The sequence below is a fragment of the Streptomyces sp. NBC_00122 genome, from assembly GCF_045160845.1.
Taxonomy (GTDB): domain Bacteria; phylum Actinomycetota; class Actinomycetes; order Streptomycetales; family Streptomycetaceae; genus Streptomyces.
On sequence record NZ_CP108191.1, the window covers coordinates 7,027,971 to 7,052,296 of the forward strand.

Annotated in this window: 22 protein-coding genes and 2 pseudogenes; 14 read left to right on the top strand and 10 right to left on the bottom strand. The window is 71.2% G+C overall.

Going from position 1 to position 24,326, the window contains the following annotated elements; all coding sequences use genetic code 11:
- The first annotated feature begins 106 nt into the window (after positions 1-106).
- The 3 genes from OG737_RS32080 (at position 107) to OG737_RS32090 (ending at position 5,579) form a co-directional block, all read left to right on the top strand.
- Positions 107-3,838, top strand: coding sequence for a S8 family peptidase (locus tag OG737_RS32080; protein WP_405676679.1), 3,732 nt, complete (start codon positions 107-109; stop codon positions 3,836-3,838).
- Between the two features lie 137 nt (positions 3,839-3,975).
- Positions 3,976-4,968: a helix-turn-helix domain-containing protein gene (locus tag OG737_RS32085; RefSeq protein ID WP_328929706.1), complete on the top strand. Its 993-nt coding sequence runs from the start codon at positions 3,976-3,978 to the stop codon at positions 4,966-4,968.
- A gap of 122 nt (positions 4,969-5,090) precedes the next feature.
- The gene (locus tag OG737_RS32090) at positions 5,091-5,579 is read left to right on the top strand and encodes a carboxymuconolactone decarboxylase family protein (protein WP_328929707.1); all 489 of its coding nucleotides are present in this window, start codon (positions 5,091-5,093) and stop codon (positions 5,577-5,579) included.
- A 74-nt stretch (positions 5,580-5,653) separates the two neighbouring features.
- Here the strand turns inward: OG737_RS32090 and OG737_RS32095 are convergent, their stop codons facing one another.
- From OG737_RS32095 to OG737_RS32115, 5 genes are all read right to left on the bottom strand, one after another.
- Positions 5,654-5,863, bottom strand: a complete 210-nt coding sequence (locus tag OG737_RS32095) for a hypothetical protein (RefSeq protein WP_405676676.1) — start codon at positions 5,861-5,863, stop codon at positions 5,654-5,656.
- Positions 5,863-6,273, bottom strand: a complete 411-nt coding sequence (locus OG737_RS32100) for a hypothetical protein (RefSeq protein WP_328929709.1) — start codon at positions 6,271-6,273, stop codon at positions 5,863-5,865. Before OG737_RS32100 ends, OG737_RS32095 begins: the two co-directional genes overlap by 1 nt.
- Before the next feature lie 198 nt (positions 6,274-6,471).
- A complete protein-coding gene (locus OG737_RS32105; protein WP_405676674.1) occupies positions 6,472-7,917 on the bottom strand; it encodes a sensor histidine kinase in 1,446 nt (481 codons plus the stop codon).
- Positions 7,914-8,624 (bottom strand): response regulator transcription factor, encoded by a 711-nt coding sequence (locus OG737_RS32110; RefSeq protein WP_328929710.1) that lies wholly within the window; start codon positions 8,622-8,624, stop codon positions 7,914-7,916. The genes OG737_RS32105 and OG737_RS32110 overlap by 4 nt, the downstream gene beginning before the upstream one ends.
- A 179-nt stretch (positions 8,625-8,803) precedes the next feature.
- Positions 8,804-9,427, bottom strand: a complete 624-nt coding sequence (locus OG737_RS32115) for a TetR family transcriptional regulator (RefSeq protein ID WP_328929711.1) — start codon at positions 9,425-9,427, stop codon at positions 8,804-8,806.
- A gap of 212 nt (positions 9,428-9,639) precedes the next feature.
- Between OG737_RS32115 and OG737_RS32120 the strand changes: the two genes are divergently transcribed.
- From OG737_RS32120 to OG737_RS32130, 3 genes are all read left to right on the top strand, one after another.
- The gene (locus OG737_RS32120; protein WP_405922298.1) at positions 9,640-10,773 is read left to right on the top strand and encodes an FAD-dependent oxidoreductase; all 1,134 of its coding nucleotides are present in this window, start codon (positions 9,640-9,642) and stop codon (positions 10,771-10,773) included.
- Positions 10,774-10,837: 64 nt separating this feature from the next.
- Complete coding sequence (locus tag OG737_RS32125) at positions 10,838-11,083, top strand: antitoxin MazE7 (protein WP_405676668.1); 246 nt, start codon at positions 10,838-10,840, stop codon at positions 11,081-11,083.
- Between the two features lie 2 nt (positions 11,084-11,085).
- Positions 11,086-11,466, top strand: a complete 381-nt coding sequence (locus OG737_RS32130; RefSeq protein WP_405922299.1) for a toxin Doc — start codon at positions 11,086-11,088, stop codon at positions 11,464-11,466.
- Positions 11,467-11,521: 55 nt separating this feature from the next.
- Here the strand turns inward: OG737_RS32130 and OG737_RS32135 are convergent, their stop codons facing one another.
- Positions 11,522-12,046, bottom strand: coding sequence for a hypothetical protein (locus tag OG737_RS32135; RefSeq protein WP_328929715.1), 525 nt, complete (start codon positions 12,044-12,046; stop codon positions 11,522-11,524).
- A 274-nt stretch (positions 12,047-12,320) separates the two neighbouring features.
- Positions 12,321-12,650: pseudogene (locus OG737_RS32140) on the bottom strand (DUF2809 domain-containing protein); the annotation flags it as partial.
- 476 nt (positions 12,651-13,126) lie between these two features.
- Between OG737_RS32140 and OG737_RS32145 the strand changes: the two are divergent.
- From OG737_RS32145 to OG737_RS32160, 4 genes and pseudogenes are all read left to right on the top strand, one after another.
- Positions 13,127-13,675, top strand: coding sequence for a hypothetical protein (locus OG737_RS32145; protein ID WP_405676662.1), 549 nt, complete (start codon positions 13,127-13,129; stop codon positions 13,673-13,675).
- 241 nt (positions 13,676-13,916) lie between these two features.
- Positions 13,917-14,618, top strand: a complete 702-nt coding sequence (locus OG737_RS32150) for a hypothetical protein (protein ID WP_405922300.1) — start codon at positions 13,917-13,919, stop codon at positions 14,616-14,618.
- Positions 14,619-14,886: 268 nt separating this feature from the next.
- Positions 14,887-15,531 (top strand): DNA alkylation repair protein, encoded by a 645-nt coding sequence (locus OG737_RS32155; protein WP_328930541.1) that lies wholly within the window; start codon positions 14,887-14,889, stop codon positions 15,529-15,531.
- 21 nt (positions 15,532-15,552) lie between these two features.
- A pseudogene (locus OG737_RS32160) lies at positions 15,553-15,758 on the top strand (hypothetical protein); the annotation flags it as partial.
- 672 nt (positions 15,759-16,430) lie between these two features.
- Here the strand turns inward: OG737_RS32160 and OG737_RS32165 are convergent.
- Complete coding sequence (locus tag OG737_RS32165; protein WP_328929718.1) at positions 16,431-16,973, bottom strand: GNAT family N-acetyltransferase; 543 nt, start codon at positions 16,971-16,973, stop codon at positions 16,431-16,433.
- 251 nt (positions 16,974-17,224) lie between these two features.
- Here OG737_RS32165 and OG737_RS32170 point away from each other — a divergent pair, with 251 nt between their 5' ends.
- Together OG737_RS32170 and OG737_RS32175 are read left to right on the top strand one after the other, a co-directional pair.
- Positions 17,225-18,385 (top strand): alpha/beta hydrolase, encoded by a 1,161-nt coding sequence (locus OG737_RS32170; protein WP_405922301.1) that lies wholly within the window; start codon positions 17,225-17,227, stop codon positions 18,383-18,385.
- Between the two features lie 142 nt (positions 18,386-18,527).
- A complete protein-coding gene (locus tag OG737_RS32175) occupies positions 18,528-19,595 on the top strand; it encodes a serine hydrolase domain-containing protein (RefSeq protein WP_405922302.1) in 1,068 nt (355 codons plus the stop codon).
- 94 nt (positions 19,596-19,689) lie between these two features.
- On the opposite strand, the gene OG737_RS32180 is transcribed toward OG737_RS32175, so the two are convergent.
- Positions 19,690-20,835 (bottom strand): RNA polymerase sigma factor, encoded by a 1,146-nt coding sequence (locus OG737_RS32180; protein ID WP_405922464.1) that lies wholly within the window; start codon positions 20,833-20,835, stop codon positions 19,690-19,692.
- A gap of 8 nt (positions 20,836-20,843) precedes the next feature.
- The gene (locus tag OG737_RS32185; RefSeq protein ID WP_328929721.1) at positions 20,844-21,251 is read right to left on the bottom strand and encodes a YciI family protein; all 408 of its coding nucleotides are present in this window, start codon (positions 21,249-21,251) and stop codon (positions 20,844-20,846) included.
- Positions 21,252-22,033: 782 nt separating this feature from the next.
- Between OG737_RS32185 and OG737_RS32190 the strand changes: the two genes are divergently transcribed.
- Together OG737_RS32190 and OG737_RS32195 are read left to right on the top strand one after the other, a co-directional pair.
- Positions 22,034-23,248: a glycosyltransferase gene (locus OG737_RS32190; RefSeq protein WP_328929722.1), complete on the top strand. Its 1,215-nt coding sequence runs from the start codon at positions 22,034-22,036 to the stop codon at positions 23,246-23,248.
- A 94-nt stretch (positions 23,249-23,342) separates the two neighbouring features.
- The gene (locus OG737_RS32195) at positions 23,343-24,239 is read left to right on the top strand and encodes a patatin-like phospholipase family protein (protein ID WP_405922303.1); all 897 of its coding nucleotides are present in this window, start codon (positions 23,343-23,345) and stop codon (positions 24,237-24,239) included.
- Positions 24,240-24,326: the final 87 nt, after the last annotated feature.

The following is a 24,326-nucleotide window of genomic DNA, read 5'->3' on the forward strand; positions in this document are numbered from 1 at the left end:
GACGCCACGGTGTCCGGCGGTTCACGGCTGACAAATGCTTGCCATGGCGAGGACTTGCCGCCCCCTGGCCTTCACGTCGGCGCTACTCGGCCGATAGACCCATGGCATGTCCTCCTCCTCTCAGTCCTCCGCCTTCCGGCGCAGGCGCTGGCAGCTGCTCTCGGCCGCTACCGCGGTGCCGCTGCTGGCGTCGGGGCTCGCAGTTCTGCAAGCGCCCGCACAAGCCGCTCCGAGCAAGCCCACCGCTACCGCCAAGCCCTCGGCGACCCACAAGGTCACCCTGGTCACCGGCGACGTCGTCACGGTCACCACGACGGCCGACGGCAAGCAGATCGCCGACGTCGACCGGCCGGACAGTGCCGTCGGCGGTGTGAAGATCCAGCAGATCAAGGGCGACCTGTTCGTCGTCCCGGACGAGGCCGTGCCGTTGCTGGGCACGGACAGACTGGACCGACGGCTGTTCAACGTCACCGACCTGATCGAGATGGGCTACGACGACGCGAAGTCGGCCGCGGTCCCGCTGATCGCGACGTACACCCAGCCGAGGTCCGGCGCGGCGGTCGAGCCGACAGCTCCCCAGGGCAGCCGGCTGACCCGCAAGCTCAAGGACATCCACGGCGCCGTGCTCAGCACCGAGAAGAAGCAGGCCCGTACCTTCTGGAGTTCCGTCGCGCCGCAGGGCAGCGCGACGTTGGGCGCCGGTGTGGCGAAGCTGTGGCTCGACGGTCGGGTGAAGGCCAACCTGAAGGAGAGCGTGCCGTTGATCGGCGCCACCGAGGCATGGGCGGCCGGCTACACCGGCAAGGGCGTCAAGGTCGCGGTGCTCGACACCGGCATCGACGTCAACCACCCCGACTTCGCCGGCCTGATCGACGGCACGGCCAGCTTCGTACCGGATGAGGCCGTCACCGACGTCAACGGACACGGTACCCACGTGGCCGGCACGATCGTCGGCTCCGGCGCAGCCTCCGGAGGCGACAACAAGGGCGTCGCCCCCGGCGCCGACCTGTTCGTCGGCAAGGTGCTCGGCGGCGCGGAGGGCTACGGCCAGGACTCCTGGGTCATGGCCGGCATGCAGTGGGCCGCCGAGTCCGGTGCGGACGTCGTCAACATGAGTCTCGGCGACTCCTACCCGACGGACGGCAGCGACCCGATGTCGCAGACGGTCGACGCGCTGTCCGCGCGGTACGGCACGCTGTTCGTCATAGCCGCCGGCAACGCGGGCCCGGAGAGCATCTCCGCTCCGGGCGCGGCCGCCTCGGCGCTGACCGTGGCCGCCACGGACAAGCAGGACCGGCTCGCCGGTTTCTCCAGCACCGGTCCGCTGGCGCACTCCGGCGGCATGAAGCCGGACATCGCCGCTCCCGGCGTGGACATCACCGCGCCCCGCTCGTCGCAGATGACCGGCGGTGGAGAGGGCTCCTACCGCACCCTCAGCGGCACCTCGATGGCCACCCCGCACGTGGCAGGCGCTGCGGCGATCCTGGCCCAGCAGCACCCGGACTGGACCGGCGCGCAGCTCAAGGAACACCTGATGAGCACTGCGAAGGGTCTGGACGGCGGGTACTCGCCCTACGAGGTCGGTACCGGCCGTCTCGACGTGGCCGCCGCCGTGCACACCACCATCCGCGGTACCGGATCGCTCTTCTTCGGCAACCACACGTGGCCGCACGAGCCGAGCGACGCCGCCGTCACGAAGAACCTGACCTTCACCAACCCCGGCCCCGCCGCCGTCACGCTGAACCTGGCGCTGACCGGCGGCGGCCCGTTCACGCTGGGAGCCACCACGGTGAGCGTCCCGGCGGGCGGCACCGCCGCCGTCCCCGTGACCGGTGACCCCCGAACCGCCCCGGCAGGCCGGCACGCCGACTACGTGACAGCCACCGACGCGGCCACCGGACAGCCGGTGACCCGCACCTCCGTGGCGCTCCTCAAGGAGGAGGAGCGCTACGACCTGAACATCAAGCTGGTCGGCAGGGACGGCAAGCCCGCCGCCGGCTGGGTCGGAATCAACCTCGCCGGCGACGTCTCACCGTGGTCGGTCTACGTCGACGGATCGACCACCATGCGCATGGCGCCGGGCACGTACACCGTCGCGGGGTACCTCGACGTGGCCGGCGAGAAGGCGGACCGCTCGGGTCTGGCCGTGCTGGTCGACCCGGAGACCGTACTCAAGGACGGCTCCGCCGACGTGGTGCTGGACGCGAGCCGCGCACACCTGCTGCAGACCGAGGCGCCGGAGCGCACCGAGGACCGCCAGCGCAAGGTCGACTTCAACGTCCACTACAAGGGCCGCGACCCGTACACGGACTACCGCGGCGCGTACGTGCTGCCGCCGACGTACGACGACGTCTACGTCGCACCCACGGAGCCGATGGAGCAGGGCGAGTTCATGCTGACCACCCGTTGGCGCAAGGGTGAGCCGCAGCTCGGCCTGAGCACCTCGGACGGTCGGCTCCAGCTCGACACGCTGGTGCAGGCGGGCAGCTCCCTGGGCACGGCCACGGACAGGCTGGACGCCGTCTACGCGGGCAACGGCGCGGCGGCCGCGTACAAGAAGGTCAAGGCCAAGGGCAGGGCGGTCGTCATCGAACGCAGCGACGAGGTTCCGCCGCAGGAGCGCACCGAGGCCGCGGTCGCGGCCGGTGCGAAGGCGCTGATCGTGGTCAATGACGGGGTCGGAGCCCTGATGGAGTACGTCGGAGAGTCGGCCATCCCGGTCGCCACCGTGCACCGCGACGCCGGCAAGGCCCTTGTCGCGATGGCCAGAGCCGCCACCCACAAGCTGACCGTCAAGCAGACCCGGTACACGCCGTTCGTCTACGACCTCACCCGGGACTACCCCGGTCAGGTGCCGGACCGGGCTCTGGTCTACAAGCCGGCCAAGGGTGACCTCGCCCGGATCGACGCCCGCTACTACTCCGCCGCGGGAGGCCGGTCCGCGGAAGGCTACCGGTCCGACTTCACGCTCAGCCCGTCCTTCAACCTTCCCGAGCGCGAATGGCACCCGGGCACCCGCACCGAGTGGGTGACTCCGGGCCAGGTCTGGCGGGAGTTCCACACGCAGGGCGTCGACGGAGTCCTGCCGTGGTCGATGGTGTCGGGCGACAACACGTACGCCAAGGGCAGCGCCACCCGGCTGGACTGGTTCGCCCCGGCGACCAGGCCCGGCCAGAGCGAGTCCTTCGGCGTGTACAACTCCCGCTGGCAGAACCACATGACCTGGAACGTGCAGGCGTGGGCCTCGGCCAGCGACACCATGCGGCTGGGCGGCTACCTGCCGTGGGGTGAGACTCCGTCCCACCTGCAGGTGTTCCAGGGTGACAGGCTGATCCACGACAACCCGGTCGGCGGAGACATGCAGTGGCAGGAGGTACCGGCGGGCAACCTGCCCTACCGCGCCGTCCTCGACGTGGAGCGGCCCGGTGACGTCTTCCGGCTGTCGACGCGCACCCACACCGCGTGGACCTTCATGTCCGACACAGTCGACTCGGACTCCTTCGAGCCGTTCTCGGTGCTCAACCTGGACTACAAGCTCGAGTCGGACCTGCACGGCGACCTCAAGGCCGGTGCGAGGCAGCAGATCGCGCTCAAGCCGGTGTCCATGGACCTCGGCACCGTGCCGGGCACCGTCACCACGGTGGCGCTGGACGTCTCCTACGACGACGGCGCCACCTGGCAGAAGGTGACCCTGGCCAAGGGCACCGACGGCTCCTGGACGGGCTCGTTCACGACGGCCGCGAAGCCCGGCGGCTTCGTCTCCGTGCGCGCGAGCGCCGAGACGGACAGCGGCTTCAGCGTCAAGAACGAGATCATCCGGGCGTACGGACTGCGATGAACCGCAGCGTCGGGCCCCGGGGAGGCGACTCCCCGGGGCCTTTCCCGTCATACGTGCTCCCAGCAGGCACTATTCAGGGTCTCCCGCCATGGCGCATACTCTCCCCGCCGCGGCAAGGGAAGGAGGATCGGTCGCCGATGCTGGATGTGCTGGGCCTCGAACCCGATGACGAGCGCGTCTACCGGGCGCTGCTCGGACGGCCGCACTCCACAGCGACCCTGCTCGCGGACGTGCTCGCCCTGCCGCAGGCCCACGTCGACAAGACGTTGTCCCGCCTGGTCGGGTGGGGCCTCGTGACCAGGTCGGCGGACGAACAGTTCACCGCCGCACCGCCGGCCGTGGCCCTCGGCGCTCTCATCACCCAGCGCCGGGACGGGCTGCGCATGGCGGAGCAGGCACTGGTGACCTTCGCCGAGGAACACCGGGCGGCGATGACCGGGAGCAGCATCAGCGATCTGATCGAGGTCGTCACGGGTGTCGACGCCATCCGTCATCGCTTCCTCCAGGTGCAGCAGGCGGCCCGCACACAGGTCCGAAGCTTCATCACCGCACCGTTCGTCGCCCTGGCGCCCGACGAGAACACGGCCGAGCCCGTGGCCATCGGCCGCGGTGTGCAATTCCGGGCGGTACTGGACCGGGCCGTGCTGGGAGAGCCGGGCATCATCGACGATGCGATCGATTCGCTGCGCAAGGGCGTGCAACTGCGTGTCGCCGACCAGCTGCCGATGAAACTCGTACTGGCCGACGCCGACCTCGGCCTCGTCCCGCTCGCGGTCACTCCGGACGGCGAGCCCGGCGCCGTGCTGCTGCACCGCAGCGGCCTGCTGGACGCGCTGGACGCGCTGTTCGAGACGGTATGGCGAACCGCCCACCCGCTCGAACTGGCGGGCCTCGGCGGAGGGGCCGAACCTGCCGTCGAGCTCGGTACGAACGGCCCGACCGACCTCGACCGGAGGATCCTCGCGCTCCTCCTGGCCGGCCTGACCGACCTTTCGGCCGCGACACAACTCGGTCTGTCACCACGGACGCTGCACCGGCGCCTGCGCCACCTCATGGACCTGGCCGGGGTCCGAACCCGTATGCAGCTCGGCGGTTACGCCGTCCGGCACGGCTGGACGGAGCCGCACTGACGGTCCTGCGCCGTTCCCGGAGAGCGCCGGAGGAAATTCTTCCCGGTTCCTGTCACATCTTCGTGAGCCCATCCGTCAGTGCTGTGAAGACGCCGATCTGGCCGATGTGAAGGAGTGCAGTCATGACGAACCCCTCGATCTCCCGGATGTCCGACCCGGGCGAGTTCGTGCCCGAGTTGAGGGACATCAGTGCCGCCCTGTTCCGGGCCACGGGCAACCGTTCGGTGCCGCGTACCACGATGAGCCTCGTCCACCTGCGTGCGGGGCAGATCGTCGGCAACACCTATCTGACCATTCTGAACACGGGCTTCCTGCGCAAGGCGGGGGAGTCCGAGGAGCGCATCACCGCTGTCTCTTCCTGGCAGGACGCCCCGTACTTCACCGGTGCCGAGCGTGCCGCGCTCGCCCTGGTGGAGGCCACCCTCCAGCCCGCCCCGCGCGGCGAGGAGCGGGTCTCGGACGCGCTGTACGCCGAGGTGGCGAAGCACTATGACGAGAAGGCGCTGGCCACCCTCACCATCGCGATCGGCCAGATCAACTTCTTCATCGCCCTGGCCGTCATCGGCAAGCCGCAGCCGGTCAGCTCCCTCGCGGACCAGCAGTGGGACTGACCTGAGCCGCTGACGCGCACGCGGCGACGGCCCGCCCCGGCATGCCGGGGCGGGCCGTCGGGACAACGGGCCGGTCAGTTGTTCTGCGAGGCGTCCGCGTCCGCCTGCGAGGCCGCGTTGTCAGCGGCGTCCAGCTTCGCCTGCATCTCCGCGGCCTGGCCGTCGGCGCCCGCCGACTGCTCCGCCTTGGGGTGGGCGTCCGCGCCGCCCCCACATCCGGTCAGCAGCAGGACCGCTCCCGCGGCCACGGCGGCGAGCACGGTGGCGCTGCGGCGGGTGGACATCACTTGGACCCCTGCGCGGAGCACCAGGTGGAGACGGCCTTCAGGTCCGTCTGGCGCTGCTGCAGGGTCGGCACCAGGTTCTTGCGGAAGGCCAGGCGGTCATTGAGGTACGCGTGGATCTCGGTGTGGCCGGCGCTCTTGGCTTCGGCGACGCGCTGCTCGAGCCGGGCGACCGAGCCCGCGACGGTGGCGTCGCCGTTCAGCCGGGTGAGGGCGGTGCTGATCCTGGTCTCGGTCTTCGGCAGGCGCTTGCAGATCGCCTTCGCGCCGTCGCCCTTCGGCGCTGACTTGGCCGGTGCGGTGGTGGGGCTCGGCGAAGAGCTGTCGGCCTGCGCGGGGCCGGCGGACAGCAGTGCGCCGGCCAGGGCGACGGCGCCGATCGCAGCGGCGGTCCTGCGGTTGCGGAACATGGTGGTATCCCCTTCGGTGCGACGGGCCGGTGCGTCGGCGTACCGGCCGGACAGGACGCTAGGGAGCGATTTTGTGGATTCCTTGTGACCGTGGGACCCGCCGCACCCCGCCCCGCCGCCCGGCCGCCGCACTCCGCCGCCCGGTCGCCGCACCCCCGCCGCCCGGCCGCCGGTCCCGATCCCGGCTCCGGGCCCCGCTCAGTCGCCCCGGGAGATCCAGTCGCGCCGTGCGGGCAGGCGCAGCGTCGGCTCGTCCGCCGAGGCCAGCGGCAGGCGCACCTCGAAACGCGCACCCGCCCCGCCGGGGGCGTCGCCGAGCGTGACCGTGCCCCGGTGCAGTGCCGCCTGCTGGGCCACCAGCGTGAGCCCGAGGCCGGAGCCCGGGCTGCCGGCCCGGTGGTGGAACCGCCGGAAGACGGCCGCGCGTTCGGCGGGCGGCACGCCGGGCCCCTCGTCGTCCACGGTGAGCACCGCGAAAGCGCCCTGCGTGCGCAGCCGGACCGCGATCCGAGGCGGCGCTCCCGGCAGGTGGCCGTGCACCACGGCATTGCGCAGCAGATTGGCGAGCATGATCTTCAGCCCGGAGTCCCAGCCGAACACCCGCAGTTCCGCCGGCAGCTCCACGTCCAGCTCCGCCTCGCCGTGCCGGCGCGCCGCCTCCCCGACGGCCGCGTCCACCAGCTCGCAGAGGTCGAGCGGCGCGAACGCGGACACCTCCACCAGGTCACCGAGCCCGAGCATCCGCAGCGCCGTCAGCAGTTCGAGCAGCCGGGCGTGGTCGCTGCGCAGGTCCCGCACCACCTCGGCCCTTTCAGCGGGGGAGAGGTCGGGGTGGGCGGCGAGTACGTCCAGGTCGGTCTGCATGCTCATCAGCGGCGTACGCAGCTCGTGCGAGGCGGCGGAGGAGAAGGAGCGGGCGGTGTCCAGCGCCTGCGCGGTCCGGGCGGCCTGCTCGTCGTAGCGGGCGAGGAGCTGGCCGATCGCCGCGGACAGTTCGTCCACCTCGGCGATGTTCACCGGCGTGCCGACGAAGGCCGCGGCCCCGGCTGCCGGGTCGAGTTCGGCGGCCCGGCGGCTCAGCCGCCGCACGGAAGCGGTGGCGCGCCCCGCCAGCCCGTACGCGAGGAGCCCGGAGACCGGGGCGGCCAGCAGGGCCACCAGCAGCACCCGGCGCCGCACGGCGGCGAGCTGCGGGTCGGTGGCCGAGGCCGGGGTGTGGATCCACAGGTTCCCGGGCGCGGGGCCGGTCACGGGCACGCTCAGCACCCGCCAGGCATGGCCCTTCACGTGGACCGTGACCGGGCCGTCCGGGGTCCGTTCGGGCAGCTGCGTCCCTTCGGCCGGCTGCGGCCCGCCCTGCAGGACGGTCGCCCCGTCCGCGCTCTGTACGCGGATCCCGGCGTCGAGGACGTCGCCGAGCACCTTGCGCTGCTGGTTCTGCTCCGCTTTCGGCCGGCCGTTGCGGTCGGCGGTGAGCAGGGCCCTTACGTCGGGCAGGACGGCCGAGGCCCGGTCGTTCAGCCGTACGTCCTGCTGCTGGCGCAGGTCGCGGCCGACGAGCCCGAGCACCAGCAGGCCCGCGGCCAGCACCAGCAGGGGCGTGACCACCGTGACCGAGAGCGCGATCCGGGTGGCGAGCTTCACGCAGCGCTCCCGTCGGGCACGCGCAGTACGAAGCCGACCCCGCGCACCGTGTGGATCAGCCGGGGGCGCCCGCCCTCCTCCAGCTTGCGGCGCAGGTAGCTGACGAAGGTGTCGACGGCGTCGGTGCGCACCTCGAAGTCATAGCCCCACACCCGGTCCAGCAGCTGGTCCCGGGTCAGGACGATGCCCGCGTTGCGCACCAGCGTGGCCAGCAGCTCGAACTCCCGCCGGGTGAGATGGACCTCCGTCCCGCCGTGGCGCACCTGGCGGGTCGCCTGATCCACCTCCAGCGGTCCGGCGCGCAGCACGTCCTGCGCGCTGCGCGCCGGGCTGCGCCGCAGCAGGGCGTGCAGGCGCAGCACCAGCTCCTCCAGCGCGAAGGGTTTCACGAGGTAGTCGTCTGCGCCGGCCTGGAGCCCGGCGACCCTGTCGGCCACTTCGTCCAGGGCCGACAGCATCAGGACGGGGGTCTCGTCCCCGCGTTCCCGCAGGCGCCGGCACACTTCCGTACCCGTCAGCCCCGGCATGGACACGTCCAGGACGAGAACGTCGGGTATGCGTGCGGCGAGCGCGGCGAGAGCGCCGGGTCCGTCCTCGGCGAGGACCACGGTGAAACCGCTCAGCCGCAGCCCGCGCTCCAGCGAGCGCCGGATGGCGGCGTCGTCGTCCGCGACCAGCACCACTGCCGTGGTCGTGCTGCCTCCCACACTGCCCTCCTCGTGGCCCCGGTCCCGGCCGGACGCCCTGAACCGCGCCCGACCCTCTCACAACGGCGGGCCCGGGAGTATGCCGGGCCCTGGCGGCGTACTTCCCGCGGGCCGGGCACCTGGCGCTCCGGCGGCCGGAGTGCAGCAGGTGGGCGAGCTGCCCGGGGCCGGCCACTACCTCATCGACCGGCCTGGGTGAGTGCGCTCCAGCCGTGCTCCAGCAGGTCGAAGGCGCGGGTGATGGCCCCCCGGCGGTCGTCGTGGGAGTGCACCGCGCGGGGGGCTTCGAGGGCGAAGTGCGCGAAGGCGGTGCAGGCGGGATCGTCCGGGGCGAGGCCGCTCTCCTCGGCGATGACCTGGGCGAGTGCGGCGGTGTGGCGCAGCCACATGCTCTGGACGTAGTCGCGCAGGGCGGGGGTGCTGTTCACCAGGTTGGTGAAGGCGGTGAAACCGGCGTCGTCGTCGACGGAGGCCAGCCGGGTGCGCAGGGCGTGTTCCCGCAGGGCCGCGGGGACGGACTGGTCCTCGGGCCGCTCGCGGACGGCCGCGAGGAGGCGGGCTTCCTGGTCGGCGTCCTCGTCGAAGACGAGGGCTTCCTTGACCGGGAAGTGCTTGAAGAGCGTGGTGGTGGACACGTCGGCGGCGTCGGCGATCTCGCGGATGCCGACGTTGTCGTATCCGCGCTCCAAGAACAGGCGCAGGGCCGCGTCGGCGATGGCCTGACGGGTGGCGGCCTTCTTCCGCTCACGGCGTCCTTGCGGAGCCGCCGAGTGGACCGAGGCGTCGGTCGTGGTGTCGGGCATGCCCCAACCCTATCGCCATGGTTGCCCAGATTCAAAAGTGCAGTCGTTGCACTTATTCATCCGGTGTGCTTTTCTGAAATGGCGGCCCTGAGGCGCTGCGGTCCCTTCGTCATCCCTTTCCCTCTGCCCCGAGAAGGGTGATCAGGCATGCCCGCGCACGGATTTCTCCCCTCAGCCGCACCACCGCTGTGCGACATGAACGGAGCCTCACCTTGAAGACCAATCCCGCACCCCGCATCGCCATCATCGGAGCCGGGCCCGGCGGCCTGACCTGCGCCCGTATCCTCCAGCAGTACGGCATCACCGCCACCGTCCACGACCGTGACGCCGGCCCCGACGCCCGTGACCAGGGCGGAACCCTCGACCTGCACGCCGACAACGGCCAGATCGCCCTACGCGAAGCAGGCCTGCTCGACGAGTTCTTCCGGCTGGCACGCCCCGAGGGGCAGGAGATGCGCCAGATGGACTCGACCGGAGCCATGCTCTTCCACCACGTCCCGGACAAGGCCGAGCGGTTCAAGCCGGAGATCGACCGCAGCCAGCTGCGCGACCTGCTGCTCAACTCCCTCAACCCGGGTACCCTGCGCTGGGGCCACGCCCTGCAGGCGATCAGCGGCCCGACCGATGGTCCCCGGCGACTGCACTTCGCCGACGGCGCCACCATCGAAGCCGACCTCGTCATCGGCGCCGACGGCGCCTGGTCCAAGGTCCGCCGCGCCCTCTCCCCGGCCGCCCCCCGGTACAGCGGCGTGAGCTTCCTGGAAGCCCGGTTCCACGACGTCGACCGCCGGCACCCCGACATCGCCGCACTCGTCGGACAGGGCGGCGCGGCCGCAGCTGACGGGGAGCGCGGCCTGTTCGCCCAGCGCAACAGCGGCGACCGCATCCGCGTCTACGCCATCCAGCGCGTCCCGGCCGACTGGATCACCGCGAGCGGCCTCACGCTCCACGACACCGACGGCATCCGTGCCCTCCTCCTGGACCGCTACCGCGACTGGTCACCCCGCCTGCGCCGGCTGATCGCCGACAACGACGGCCTCTACGTCGACCGCCCGATCTACGCCCTGCCCGTCCCGCACACCTGGGAGCGCAACCCCAGGGTGACGCTGCTCGGCGACGCCGCCCACCTCATGCCCCCGCTCGGCGTCGGCGTGAACCTGGCCATGCTGGATGCCTGCGAGCTCGCCCTCGCCATCGCCCACCGGGACACCGTCGAAGACGCGATCCACGCCTATGAGAAGACGATGCTGCCCCGCTCGGCGGAGATGGCACGGCTTCTCGACGGTGGAGCCGAGCAGCTGTTGTCCACCGAGCTGCCCGACTTCGCCCACGACGACAGCCACTGAGGTCCCGATCGGCGGATTCCCGAAAGGTATTCGTGAAGGTATTCATGAGTGCATACTCGGAGGCATGGCAGATACGACTGTGAAGATCGACTCGGAGACCCGGGACCGGTTCGCCGCGGTGGCCCGGGCCCGGGGCAAGAGCGTGCGCGCCTATCTGGCGGAGCTGGCCATCGAAGAAGAGAACCAGCTCGCCCTGGGCAGGGCGACCGCCGCGTTCCGTGAGGTCGTCGCCCAGCCGGGTATCGCGGAGGCCTTCGACCGTGAGTTCGGCGGGCTGCCGACGTCTGCGAGCACGAACCGGGCGGCCTGACCTTGGAGCTGCACATCGACATCCGGTGGCTCCTGGACCGCCAGGAGGAACTGCTCGGCAAAGAGCTGGGGGTCCTGGACTACTCGGGTCTGGTCGCCGCGGTCGCCCGCCACCGCGTCAACACCTCGGCGCTGGCGACCGGCGAACCCGATGCGTACTGGCGGGCAGCGGCGCTGCTGGAACAGATCGTCCTGCTGCGCCCACTGCCCGCCAGGAACGAGTACTTCGGCTACGGCGTAGCCGTGGCCTACATCAAGGCCTCCGGCAAGGACGTGGACACGGCGTTCGAGCCGTGGCGCGACCTGATCACCGACATCCGCGCCCTGCGCCTGACCGTCTATGACGTGGCCGACCGGCTGCGCTCGATGCGCCCGCGTTCCTGATCGGGGTCGTGTGCCGCAGGCCGCCCCAGCCGGCCGTCATGCCGTCGTGGCCGGGTCACCAGCTGGGTCCGAGTGGTGGAGATGATGTCAGGGCGAGTGCGGCGACCCGCAGCTGTGGTGCCCAGGTCCGCTGGTCGAACCCCAACGTGTACTCGATGCAGCACTCGCATTGCGGGATCAGCGACACGAAGGATCGCTCCTCCTCGGTTTCGACCTCCGTCTCCCACCAGTCGCCCGCAGCCAGTTCGGCGAGAGCGATTTCCCCGTCAATGAACTTCGCCGCCAGCCGGCGCAGAGCGTGGCGCCGCGCCAGGACGGGATCGGGCAACTCCATTCCTGACTCGGCGAGAGCCTCCTCGAACGCCTCGTGGATATCGCGGGCATCCGCGTTGCGCGGCAGACCGGCGAGCTCGCACAGCACCGGGGTGTCCAGCCCGGCGGCGAGCGCCTCAGCGGCGATCATCGGCAGGTCTTCCGGGTAGATCTCATCCGCCTGATAGCGCCAGGCCGCCTCACGCAGGGACATGCCGCCGCTCTGCGTCGCGGTTTCCCGTTCCGGTGTCGTTCCTGCCTCTCCCATGACCCGTACGATGCCAGCACCGTTCGCAAGGAGAATGCCCGGGGTGCGGCCCCGCTCGGAATCTGCCCCGTGTGTTCGCCTCGAACCGGAATGCATCTCGCAGGGCGGTGATGTCAGGTCAGCTGAGGTTCTGGTGCTGTTCGTCGTGCGGTGCGCGGGCCGGATCGGCTGTGCCTCGCCGACGGGCGGAGGTGGCACTCGGCGTAGGGTGCCCGGTCGCGTGTCGGCTGGAGGACCCGCTTCCTCGGCCATGTCGGGTCGTGACCGTGGCGTGGATGAGCCATCCGGCGGCCGCGCCGACTGCGTACCAGAACAGGTCGGGTGGGTTGAAGGTGGAACCGAGTACGAGGCGGGCGACGGTACTGCGCTGGGCGAGCTCCGCCGGGACTCCGCTGACCTGGAAGAACTCGATCACCCAGCTCATGGTCAGTGCACTTGCGGCGGCTCTCAGGGGTGTCACCCGTGGCGCGGCGACAACGACAAGAGCGAGGAGCAGTGCGGTGTACAGCGCGTCTCCGCCGTACTTGGCCACGCTCCCCGCCGCCACGGCCCTGAGACCCAGCCCCACGCCGACGATCACCGCAGCGGCACCCGCTGCCGCCAGACGGGTCCGTACCGGATCGGCGGCTGCGGCACGGTCAGAGGTTCCGGGTATCAGGGCCACGGGGTCATACTGCCGGACTCCCGCCGCTCGCCCCGCCCACGCCTGCCGATTCCGGGCGTGGCATCGCCTCTACACGCGGCAGCCATCCCGGAAAGTCCGCTTTCAACCCGAAACGCGTAAAGGGTGGATGGCGCGCGTCGCAGTCCATCCGCAGTGGGGCGTATGGGCCCGGGATTGTTTCGACGGCCTGGGTGTGGCGCCATGTCGTTGACACTTGCCGAACGGCGTGCGAAAAAGAGCTACAGGGCGTGTTCGGCCACTGTCGCCTCGTCTGAGGTGCGGTTCTCCTCGTGACCGGCCGTCCAGCGCGTGCCCGCGCCGGCGCTTGGCCGCGTGAAATTCACTGTCGCCACACGTGAGACTGTCGAACAGTAGGCACATCACCGCACACGCGAACGGACAACTCTCCTTTGACCATGATTCCCGGATCCCGTGTTCCGGGGCGGACCTGGACGGTCCGTCTGACCGGCCACGGCGACCACACCGTCTCCGTCACCTGCAGCACCGAGGCGTGCCGCATGCCGCCCCGGTCCAAGGACACAGCCGCCATGCGGCGGTTCGCAGCCGAGCACGCCCGCGCACACGCCCGGCTCGCCACTGTCCGCCCCCACGCCGCGTGCGCCTGCCGCGCCGCCGAATGCGGATTCCACGAGGACACGAGAGCCTCCTGCACCGGTGCTCCGCTGCTGGTCCTCATCCACAACCCGGCCATCGGCCAGGTCTGGACCCTCGCCGAGATCTGCCAGGCCTGCGCACCCCTCATCTCCCACACCGCCGTCCTCGGTCGCGCCGAGCGGCCGACGGCTCCTCGTACCGCTGAGGCATCGGGTCCCGCTTCGCAGGTCCCCGCTTCACCGGTCCCGGCGCGTGCGGCCGTGGCCGGCGGCTTTTCGTCCCCCGAGGCCGCTCCCGAAGCTGTCTCCCGGCGCCGCCCGCACCGCGGCGGCCCCAGGCGTGCCCGCTGAAAGCCTCCACATGCCCGGGCGCCCCGGCCCGAACCGCCCTTTGACCGACAGAGTAATAAGGCTGTGACCTGCGGCTATTCAGTTGACCCGCGTTGATCACTAGGGTTCGGTCGTGCCGAACAACAATGAGATACCCGCGGGTCGGAGCGGCCCGGACGACGATGAGTGGAATGACTTCGTCCGGCGTTTCGAAGCGGAAGGATCCGGTCTGCAGTCCGCGCCACGGCCACGGCCCCGGCGGGTGCGGCCGCTGAACCTGGGGCTGGCGCTGGTGGCGGCGGGCGCGGCCTTCGCCGTGCTGAAGTACACCGGAGTGTCAGCCGACGACAGCACCGCCGCGCCTGCTCCGGCCGCGTCCGTGCCCGCCAGGGCTACCTCCGCCGCGCCGTCGACCGCGCCGTCGCGGGGCACGGTGGCCGCGGCCGGCGGCACGCGGCCGATGGCGCCGCTCGCCGAACTCTTCCCGGCCGAGGTCAAGGGTGCCTCCGGCGCCGCCTTCACCCGGCTGGGCTCGACCGTGATGGAGTCCTGCACGGAGCCGGACGGGGTCGGACCCCGGCTGGCTGCCATGATCGAGGACAGCGCGGGCTGCGTCGGCGAGCAGATCGCCCTCTACGAGGATGACCGGAACAACCAGTTCAACGTGGCCGTCTTCACGATGAAGGACCCGCAGGACACGGTGAGGCTGGTGACCGAGCTGGCGATGGCCTTCAACGACTACCAGGTCGCTGTGCAGGCCCCGCCTGCCGGATCCGGCCTGCCGCGTCTGCCCGCGGACAGCGGGTTGGTGCAGGCTTTCACGGGCCACGGCCGGGTCATGGTGGTCGCCATGGGCCAGTGGTCCGATGGCCGGACCGCCGACTTCCAGCAGCTCGTGGACCGCATGAAACCGCTCCAGGACGCGGTCTCCCAGAAGGTCGGCGCCCACGAGGGCAGGGGCTGAGCAGTTCCAGGGGGCATGGCCGGGTGATGAGTTGGAGCCGCACCACCACGAGTGAGTGGACATCGCGCTGGAACGTATGTGGTGCGGCCCCGATCTCCCGGACGAACTGGCGGTACGCGGCTGAGCCAATGCGTGGAGACGCGGGATTTCGTATCGGCGGCTGCCGTCGAACCGGCGTGTGCGGCGGGAGGCTGACGCCCGTCGTAGGCTGAATCCCGCACGTGATGGACAGGAGGCTGAGGTGGCCGAGACGACGGTGGCCGAGGTGATGGCCGAGCTCGCCGAACTCGAGGACCCGAAGGCACGCGAGGTGAACGAGAAGCACGGTGACGATCACGGTGTGAACCTCGGCAAGCTGCGCGCCCTCGCGAAGCGGCTGAAGACGCAGCAGGAACTCGCGTGCCGGCTCTGGGAGACGGACGACACCGCGGCGAGACTCCTGGCGATCCTGATCTGCCGCCCCAAGGCGTTCGAGCGTGACGAGTTGGACTCCATGGTGCGCGAGGCACGCACGCCCAAGGTGCACGACTGGCTCGTGAACTACGTGGTGAAGAAGAGCCCGCACTCCGAAGAGCTGCGCGTGGCCTGGTCCGCGGATCCGGATCCAGTGGTCGCAGGCGCCGGCTGGGCGCTGACCACCGAACGCGTGACGAAGAAGCCCGAGGGCCTCGACCTCGCGGGGCTGCTCGACGTCATCGAGGCGGAGATGAAAGACGCCCCGGACCGCCTGCAGTGGGCGATGAACCACTGCCTGGCTCAGATCGGCATCGAGCACGCCGAGTTCCGCGCCCGTGCGATCGAGATCGGTGAGCGCCTGGAGGTGCTCAAGGACTACCCGACCTCCCCGGGCTGCACGTCTCCCTACGCGCCCATCTGGATCACCGAGATGGTGCGCCGACAGCACGATCGCTGAGTTTGTGGGCAGGTCCGGGGCGTGCGGTTCGAGCTTGGTGAACCGGTTCGCGGTTTTCGCTGGGGACAAGACAGCGTCAGCTTCGCGGGCTGGTACTGCGCCGATACCTCGGGCGGCCACGTCGGTTACGAGTCGTGGCTTGAGCGGGACCGGCTGAATCTGCTGGACCGGGATCCGGTGTTGTGGGGATCGCTTCGCAGCCGTTCTGGCTGCATTGGCATGACGGCAGGGGTAGCGGCGGAGCGGGCCTGCCCGGCGGCGGGGTGGGAGTTCAGTTGGTAATTGGCGCTCCTGCGTGAAGTGCTACGGCATGTTCTTCTACGGCTTCCAAGACAGCGGCCGCTGTCCCGTCGGCGGCGCCCACAGCCGCCAGGCCAGGGCTGACTACGACTTCGTCCTCCCGCACTTCTAGACCCGTCTTCCGCGCATGCCCCGTCCGGTTGGATCCAGGCATGTGCGGTGTCTGGTTGTCGGTTCTCCGGACGAGTTCTGGGAGCTGTTTCGGTGCGTAGTGGTGGCGTCAGCGTCAGTTGGATCCGTACCAGCCCGTCTCCTTCCTGGAGGAGTACGGAGGTGTCCGCATCGGAGTCGGGCAGGACACTGTGGGTCTCGAACCGCGGCCTGAATCCGTCAGCTTCGTGCATCAGGACCTCGTGTACGAACGGAGGTGAGGCGAACGGCAGGGGGAAAGCGACGGGGGCCGCGTTGCGGCGGGAGGATTCAAGCCCGCTACGGACTGTTTGGTCCAAGACGTGCGAACCCGCTGCATCACTCTTTCCACGATGCTGATCCTCCGGCACCACGGGGACCCGCCGCTACTTTCTTTCCGCTCTCCAGGCGGTGCTGGGTCTGGCGGTCCCGTGGCTGCGCGTACGGCGCAGATGGTCACTCTCCCGTCGTCAGAGCGGAGCCAGGATCATCAGGACTTCGTCGCGATCGTCTCCGGGGGCGAGGCGAAGGGCGCCCGGCCAGCGGCCGATTTCCTTCCAGCCGAGGCGTCGGTAGAAGTCCTCCAGCCCCACGCCGCCGCGTGCGGCCAAGCGGAGTTGCTCCAGCCCCATCTCGTCTCGGGCGATCTCACGAACGTGATGCATGAGCGCAGCCCCGATGCCCCGGCCGCGCAGGCCGGTCCGCGTTTGGACATGGTGGAGCGTTCCCCAGTGCGCGATGAGCTCGAAGGGGTCACGCCGAACATTCAGCCACCCGACGAGGTGGCCGTCGATCGATGCGACCACGAGGCGACTCGTCTCGGGAGCAAGGCCCGAGACGAGGGAGTCGACCGCAGGGGTGGCCTGGCTCGCGTCGATGGGAGGGAAGGGGAATCCCGCTGCCCCGCCGGCATTGGTGATCTCGATCCAGCATTCGATGAGTGCTTGCCTCAGCTCCGGAGTGACGTGACCTGGGGCTGTGACCTGTCGTAGGTCGAGGGGTCCGCTGTTCATACGGGAGATCGTTGCACCCGGCACTGACACTTCCGGGTCCCGGCCTGGGCCAAACGCGCTGCGGCGGACCAGGACGGTGTGTGCGCGTCCCGGACGGCCTGGGATGCGGCGGATACGCCGCGAATGCCTTGGGTCCCCGCTCGCGTTGCCCGTGATACCCCATCCGTGGTACCACAGTTGGGGTACCACGGATGGGGTGCCGCTGCCGCGGGCGTGAGGCCGTGGCGGCTGTGATGCGGAGGAGGAGCCCTGTGCCTCTCGGCTACCTGTGGACCGTGGTGTTCGTTGCCGCGGGAACGCTGTTCGCCCTCGCCCCGGTGCGCCGGCCGCGGCCGCTCACCGACCTGAGCTTCCGCATCGGCCTGGTGATCGGCGAGCTGCCGTTCGTCGCCCTGGCCTGGCTCCTGCTCTGGACAGCGGTGGCCTTCGCCCAGGGAGACGTTGACGGGCCCGGCAGCTGGGCGGCTGTCGCGCTGGCCGTGATCACCGCGGCAGGGCTCGTGCTCGTCGTACGGCGCGGGTTGCGGGCTCGGACCGAGGTCGAGCGTGCCTTGGCCGAGGGCTTGGGCATCGACTGGCGGGCCGCGATCGCCCCCGACGCGACTGTCGGGCTACGCGGTCACAGGACGCTGGCCCGCATCCTGTTCCGGCCGTTCGCCGGCCGCCCGCGCGCCGTGGTTCGGGTGGCGGACCTGCGGTACGGTCCCGGCGGCCGGCGTCACCAACTGGACGTCTACCACCACCGCGCGCGGCCGTCGGGTGCCCCCGTCCTGATCCACCTGCACGGCGGCAGTTACCGCGGGGGCCGCAAGAGCACCCAGTCCCTGCCGCTGCTGCACCGGCTCGCGAGCCGCGGCTGGGTGTGCGTCAGCGCCAACTACCGCCTACGGCCGGAGGTCCGGCACCCCGAGCACCTGATCGACGCCAAGCGCGTGATCGCCTGGGTTCGCGAGCACGGCCACGCTTACGGAGCCGACCCCGCGACACTCTTCATGGCGGGCAGTTCGGCCGGTGGCCACATGGCGGCGCTGGCCGCCCTCACCCCCGGCGACCCGGCTCTCCAGCCGGGCTTCGAGACCGCCGACACCTCGGTCACCGCGGTGATCGGACTGAACGGCTACTACGGCCCCTACTACGGCCAGGGACCGGAGTCCTCGCCTTCGGCGCACATCACCGCGGACGCGCCGCCCTTCTTCCTGGTGCACGGCGATCGGGACACCATGGTGCACGTCGACATCGCCCGACGCTTCGTCGCAGACCTGCGGGAAGCCTCCGTCGGCACCGTGGTGTACGCGGAACTCCCCGGCGCCCAGCACGCCTTCGACCTCTTCCACTCGCTGCGCTTCGAGGCGGTCGTGGATGGGGTCGAGGCCTTCGCGGGCTGGGTGATCTCACGCGAGTGGGCGCCCTGACCCCCGGCGACCCGGGCACCTCGGCTGCGCGTACCCGCCGAAGGGCGGAACCTGCCGCCCTCCCTCCCTGTTCCGCCGCGCCGTTCGAATGCGCAGGGTGGAGTGGCAGTTAGCGTGGGCGATCCGCCGGAAGGGAGCCCGCATGGATCTTCAGAAGGCGGTCGACGCGCTCGTCGCGTCCGGCGCCGAGAGCGGGCTCCAGGTCGCCGCGTACCTGCACGGCGAGCCGCTCGCCGAGGCGTACGCGGGCGTGCCAGGGCCCGGGACGCTGATCCACAGCTTCTCCACCGGCAAGGGCTGCACGGCGACCCTGGTGCACGTGCTCGCGGAGCGCGGTCTGATCGACTACGACACCCCGGTCGCGCGCTACTGGCCGGAGTTCGGGGCGCACGGAAAGACGGGGATCACCGTCCGCCACGCCCTGACCCACACCGCCGGGATCCCCCAGCTCCCGCGCTCGCTCACCGTCACCGAGCTGTGCGACTGGGACACCATGTGCGGGATCGTTGCCGGGGCGCGTCCTCTGTGGGAGCCGGGCTCCGGCAGCGGCTACCACGGCTGGACCTTCGGGTGGATCCTCGGGGAGACCATCCGCCGTGTCACAGGCCTGACCCCCGGGCGAGCACTGCGCCAGTACATCGCCGAGCCCCTCGGGATCGCCGACGAGGTGTACTTCGGCCTCCCGGAGTCCGAACTGCCCCGCGTCGCACCGCTGGTGGAGGGCGGCTGGGAGGTGCATCTGGCCCGCCTCCCGCTGGGCGCGCCCTTCACCCGGCTCGTGGCACCGAACCGGGGAGTGTGGACCACCGCCGCCCTCGCCAACCGCCCCGCCTACCTGCGGGCCGACCTCCTCGCCTGCGGGACCATGACCGCCCGGGCCGCCGCCCGCATGTACGCGGCGCTGCTGGGCGAGGTCGACGGGGTCCGGTTGCTGTCGCCGGAGCGGCTGGCGCAAGCCGCGGCGATCGCGGTGGATGGCAAGGACCGGATGCTGGTCAGGCACCACATGAAGGGGCTCGGCTACTTCCTGGGGATGCCGGCGATGGCCGGCCTGCCGACCTCCTTCGGCCACCACGGCAGCGGCGGCAGCATCGCGTTCGCCGACCGCGAGCGCGGCCTGTCCTTCGCCCTCACCCGCACCCGCCTGGTCGACCCCGCGAACGCCACGGCCACAGTCCTGGCCGACGACCTTCGCGCGGCCATCGGCTGAAGGGTGCCCCCGAGCCCGAGCCCGAGCGGCGCGGCGCGGCGCGCAGCAGGGAACAGCGGCGGAGCATCGGCGGGGAGAATCCGAGCGGGACCCGTCAGGGACGCCGGCGGGCGTTGAGCCGGGCGGCCTGGCGCGTCAGGTGGTCGCGCTCGGCGAGGTTGGGCGCCTGTCGGGCAGCCTCCGCATAGAGCCGCGCCGCCGTCGCCAGGTCGCCGTCGCGTTCGTGGAGGTATGCGGCCACCGCGGCGTGGCGGGGCAGTGAGTCGTCCAGCTCCGCGAGCGCCGCCAGGCCCGCGCGCGGTCCGTCGGCCTCGCCGACGGCCACCGCGCGGTTGAGCCGGACGACCGGGCTGTCGGTCAGGCGCGCGAGCTCGTCGTACCACTCGACGATCTGCACCCAGTCGGTCTCCTCGGCGGTGGGCGCGTCGGCGTGGAGTGCCGCGATGGCGGCCTGGGCCTGGAACTCGCCCAGCCGGTCGCGGGCGAGGGCGGTCCGCAGGATGTCGACACCCCCGGTGATCGATTCGGTGTCCCACCGGGTGCGGTCCTGCTCGGCGAGCGGCACCAGGCTGCCGTCGGGCGCGATCCGGGTGGCGCGCCGGGCGTTGTGGAGCAGCATGAGGGCGAGCAGCCCCGACACCTCGGGGTGGTCGATCGCGGTCGCGAGCTGCCGGGTGAGCCGGATGGCCTCGGCGGCGAGGTCGACGTCGCCGGAGTAGCCCTCGTTGAAGACCAGGTAGAGGACGCGCAGCACGGTGGCGACGTCGCCGGGCCGGTCGAACCGCACGCCGGAGACGGTGCGCTTGGCCCGGCTGATGCGCTGCGCCATGGTCGTCTCGGGCACCAGGTAGGCCTGGGCGATCTGGCGGGTGGTCAGCCCGCCGACGGCGCGCAGCGTGAGCGCCACGGCGGACGACGGTGTCAGCGACGGGTGGGCGCACAGGAAGTAGAGCTGGAGCGTGTCGTCCACTGCGGGCGCGAGCCCGGGCGCCGGCTCCTCGTCGACGAGATCCTCCCGGCGGCGGCGCGCCGTGTCCGCCCGGCTCGCGTCGAGGAACCGGCGCCAGGCCACGGTCACCAGCCAGCCCTTCGGGTCCCGCGGCGGATCGGCGGGCCAGACGCGGACCGCCTCGACCAGCGCGTCCTGTACGGCGTCCTCGGCCGCCGCGAAGTCGGCTCCGCGGCGGACGAGGATCCCGAGCACGCTCGGCGTGAGGCTCCGGAGCAGGGCCTCGTTCATCGGAGAGGTCACTCCGTGATGGTGGGCGGCTCGGCGAGGAAGGGGCGCAACTCGAGCCACTCGTGGATCGGCTTCCCGCCCGCCCCGGGGGCGGCCGACAGCTCCCCGGCCAGCTCGACGGCGCGCTCGTAGCCGTCGACGTCGATCACCATCCAGCCGGCGATGAGGTCCTTCGTCTCGGCGAACGGGCCGTCGGTGACCGGCGGGCGGCCCTCACCGTCGTACCGGACCCAGCGCCCCTCAGGAGCGAGCGCCTGGCCGTCGACGAACTCGCCGGTCCCCTCGAGCCGTGCCGCGAAGTCGTTCATGTACTGCACGTGCGCCGAGATCTCCTCAGGCGTCCACTGGTCCATGGGCACGTCGTTGACCGGAGCCGGGGCGCCGCGGTAGTGCTTGAGCAGCAAGTACTTGGCCATGGTGGTTCTCCTCGGTGCTGGTGCGACCCATTGTGGTCGCGTTCACTGCTGGGACGGAGCCAGCCACGGTTTCTCGACATGGTCGGCCGCATCTTTTTTGGCGCTCGTCGACGATCCTGGGGGAGCCGTCTCGCGGGCCGGGGCATCTGCCCGGATGTCCCTTCGGGGGAGCAGTGGGACGTATCAGTGACATACAACTTGCTTACCGTCGCGGCCGTCAGCCCCGAGACCATGGCCATCGCCATCGCCATCGCCATTGCCGGCAGCCTCGGTGTCGCGGTCGGTGATGTGGACGTGGCCGATTCTGACGGCGCCCCCGGCCTCCGTAACCCGACCTCTATCGAGAACGGCTGGAAGCCCGCGACGAACTCGCCGCCATCGGTGCCCGCCTGCCAGGCAACGTCACCGAGCTGCTCGACGGAGCACTGGAGGAATTGGACAGGCGGTTCGCCGCAGCAACAGGGGAAGACCCGTCGGGGAGCCTGCGCAGGGAACTGACCGGCGCGCCCGCGGATACGACCCCAGCCGGCTGGTGGTGGCATCGCCGCCCGGATCCCACACCCACAGCGGACACGGCTCCGGCCCGGGCACGCAGCGACGGGCCGTCGTCGCTGCGCGAGGAGGTTGTCAGTCCACAGAGGACGACAAAAACAAAAGGCAAGGAGCTCCAACTCCTCGCCACTATCAACCTATAGCGCACAGGGGGGCTTGCGGCAAGACCCGGGTCGTACCGCAGAATCGTCGGCCCAGAGCCGGAATCTGCAGAAATGGGGAGATGTGCAGTGCGTGTGCTGTTGTCGACGTGGGGGTCGCGCGGGGACGTCGAACCGCTGGCGGGACTGGCCGTGGCGTTGCGGGAGTTCGGTGCGGATGCGCTGGTGTGCGCGCCGCCGGACGAGGAGTTCGCGGAGCTGCTGGCGCGGGTCGGCGTGCCGCTGGTGCCGCTCGGCCCGACGGTGCGCTCGGTGGTCGCCGGTACGAAGCCGCCGACTGCGGAAGACGCGTTCCGGCTCGCTCCCGAGCTGGTCGCCGCGCGGTTCAACACGCTCACCGGGGCGGCGGAAGGGTGTGACGCGGTGCTGGCGACCGGCCTGATGCCGGCTGGCGCACGGGACGTGGCCGAGAAGCTGGGCATCCCCTACGTGTTCGCGTGCTTCCACATCTTCGGACTGCCGTCGCGGCACTTCCGTCCGGGGGCACGACCGGGCATGCAGTCCCCGCAGGACGAGACCGACAACCGCGTGCTGTGGGAGCAGGACGCCCAGAGGGTGAACGCGTTGTACGGCGAGGCGCTGGGCAGTCATCGGGCGGCGATCGGCCTGCCGCCGGTGGACAGCGTCCGCGACCACGTCTTCACCGGCCGGCCGTGGCTGGCGGCCGACGCGAGGCTGTGCCCGTCGCAGGGCATGACCGACCTCGACATCGTGCAGACCGGGGCGTGGATCCTGCCCGACGGCCGTCCGCTCCCGGAGGGGCTGGAGGCGTTCCTGGGCGCGGGCGCACCACCGGTGTACGTGGGTTTCGGCAGCATGGCCGCACATGCCCCGAAGGGCATCGCCCGGGTGGCCATCGAAGCGAGCCGCGCGCAAGGCCGCCGCGTACTCCTCGCCCGCGGCTGGGCGGACCTGGCCCCGATCGACGACGCCGACGACTGCTTCGTCGTCGGCGAGGTCAACCAGCAGGAACTGTTCCGCCGGGTGGCCGCCGTGGTGCACCACGGCGGCGCGGGCACCACGACGACGGCGGCCCGGGCCGGCGCGCCTCAGCTGGTCGTCCCCCGGATCGCGGACCAGCCCTACTGGGCCGCCCGGGTGGCCGAGCTGGGCATCGGTGCGGCGCACGAAGGCCCGACGCCGACCTTCGAGTCCCTGTCCGCCGCGCTCACCACGGCCCTGGCCCCCGAGACCCGAGTACGGGCGAGGGGCGTGGCCGGCATGATCCGCGCCGACGGCGCGACGGTGGCCGCGAAACTGCTGCTCGACGCAGTCAGCCGGTAAAGGCGGTGTCCCCGCCGCCTGCTTGACCTGAAGTCGGGTTGAGGTCCTACCGTCGACGACGTTGATCACCGTCTGATGACAGGGGGACGAGCTCGTGCATCTCGGTACTGGAGCCACTTTCGGCCGGGCACTCGTACTGGGCCCAGGAGGCCTGGTCGGTACGGCATGGATGGCCGGGCTGGCCGCCGGACTGCGCCGCGGTGGGGTGGATCTCGGCGAAGCCGACCTGACCATCGGCACGTCGGCCGGTGCGATTGTCGGCGCGCTGCTGGCCACCGGTCAGGACCTCGACCGGCTTGCCGCCCCGGCGCGCCGGCCGGGTCCGGCGGCGCCACGGCGTGAGGTGGATGCCGCCGTGATGGGTTCCGTGTTCGCCGTGCTCGGTGAAGAGGGGCTGGATCCCGGGGAGGCCCGGCGCCGGGTCGGCCGGATCGCGCTCGACCACGCCGGTTCCGACGACGAACGGGCGCTGCTCGCGGCGCGGGGCGCCCTGATCGGCTCGACCACCTGGCCGGACCGGCAGCTGATGCTCACCGCGGTGGACGCGGCCACGGGTGAGCCCGTTGTGTGGGACCGCACGAGCGGCGTGCCGCTGGTGCACGCGGTGGCCGCGAGCAGCGCCTTTCCCGGGGCCGAGCCGCCTGTCGCCGTCCAGGGGCGGCGGTACATGGACGGCGCCCTGCGCGCGGGGACGAACGCGGATCTCGCGGCCGGTGCCCACACGTTGGTCGTCGTAGAGCCGTTGGCACACGTATTTCCCCGGGAGCAGCTTGAGCAGCAGCTGGCAGCCGTCGGGGCGCGGGCTGTTGTGACCGTCGGTCCGGATCCGGATGCGGTGCGGGCTTTCGGTTCCGACCTGCAGGACAGGGCGAACTGGGAACCGGCGTACCGGGCGGGTCTTGGCCAAGCGACCGCCACCGTCGAACGGCTGCGCCCCGTGTGGAAGGCCGAAGCGGAAGCCGCCGCTGAAGCCCACTGGCCAACCCGCTGATCAGCAGCGGCACGTGCAGCAGGTGGCACTGCGCACCTACGTACTGCTGCCTCGGAGGTACGACGACCGGAAGGTCCTGCCGCCGGG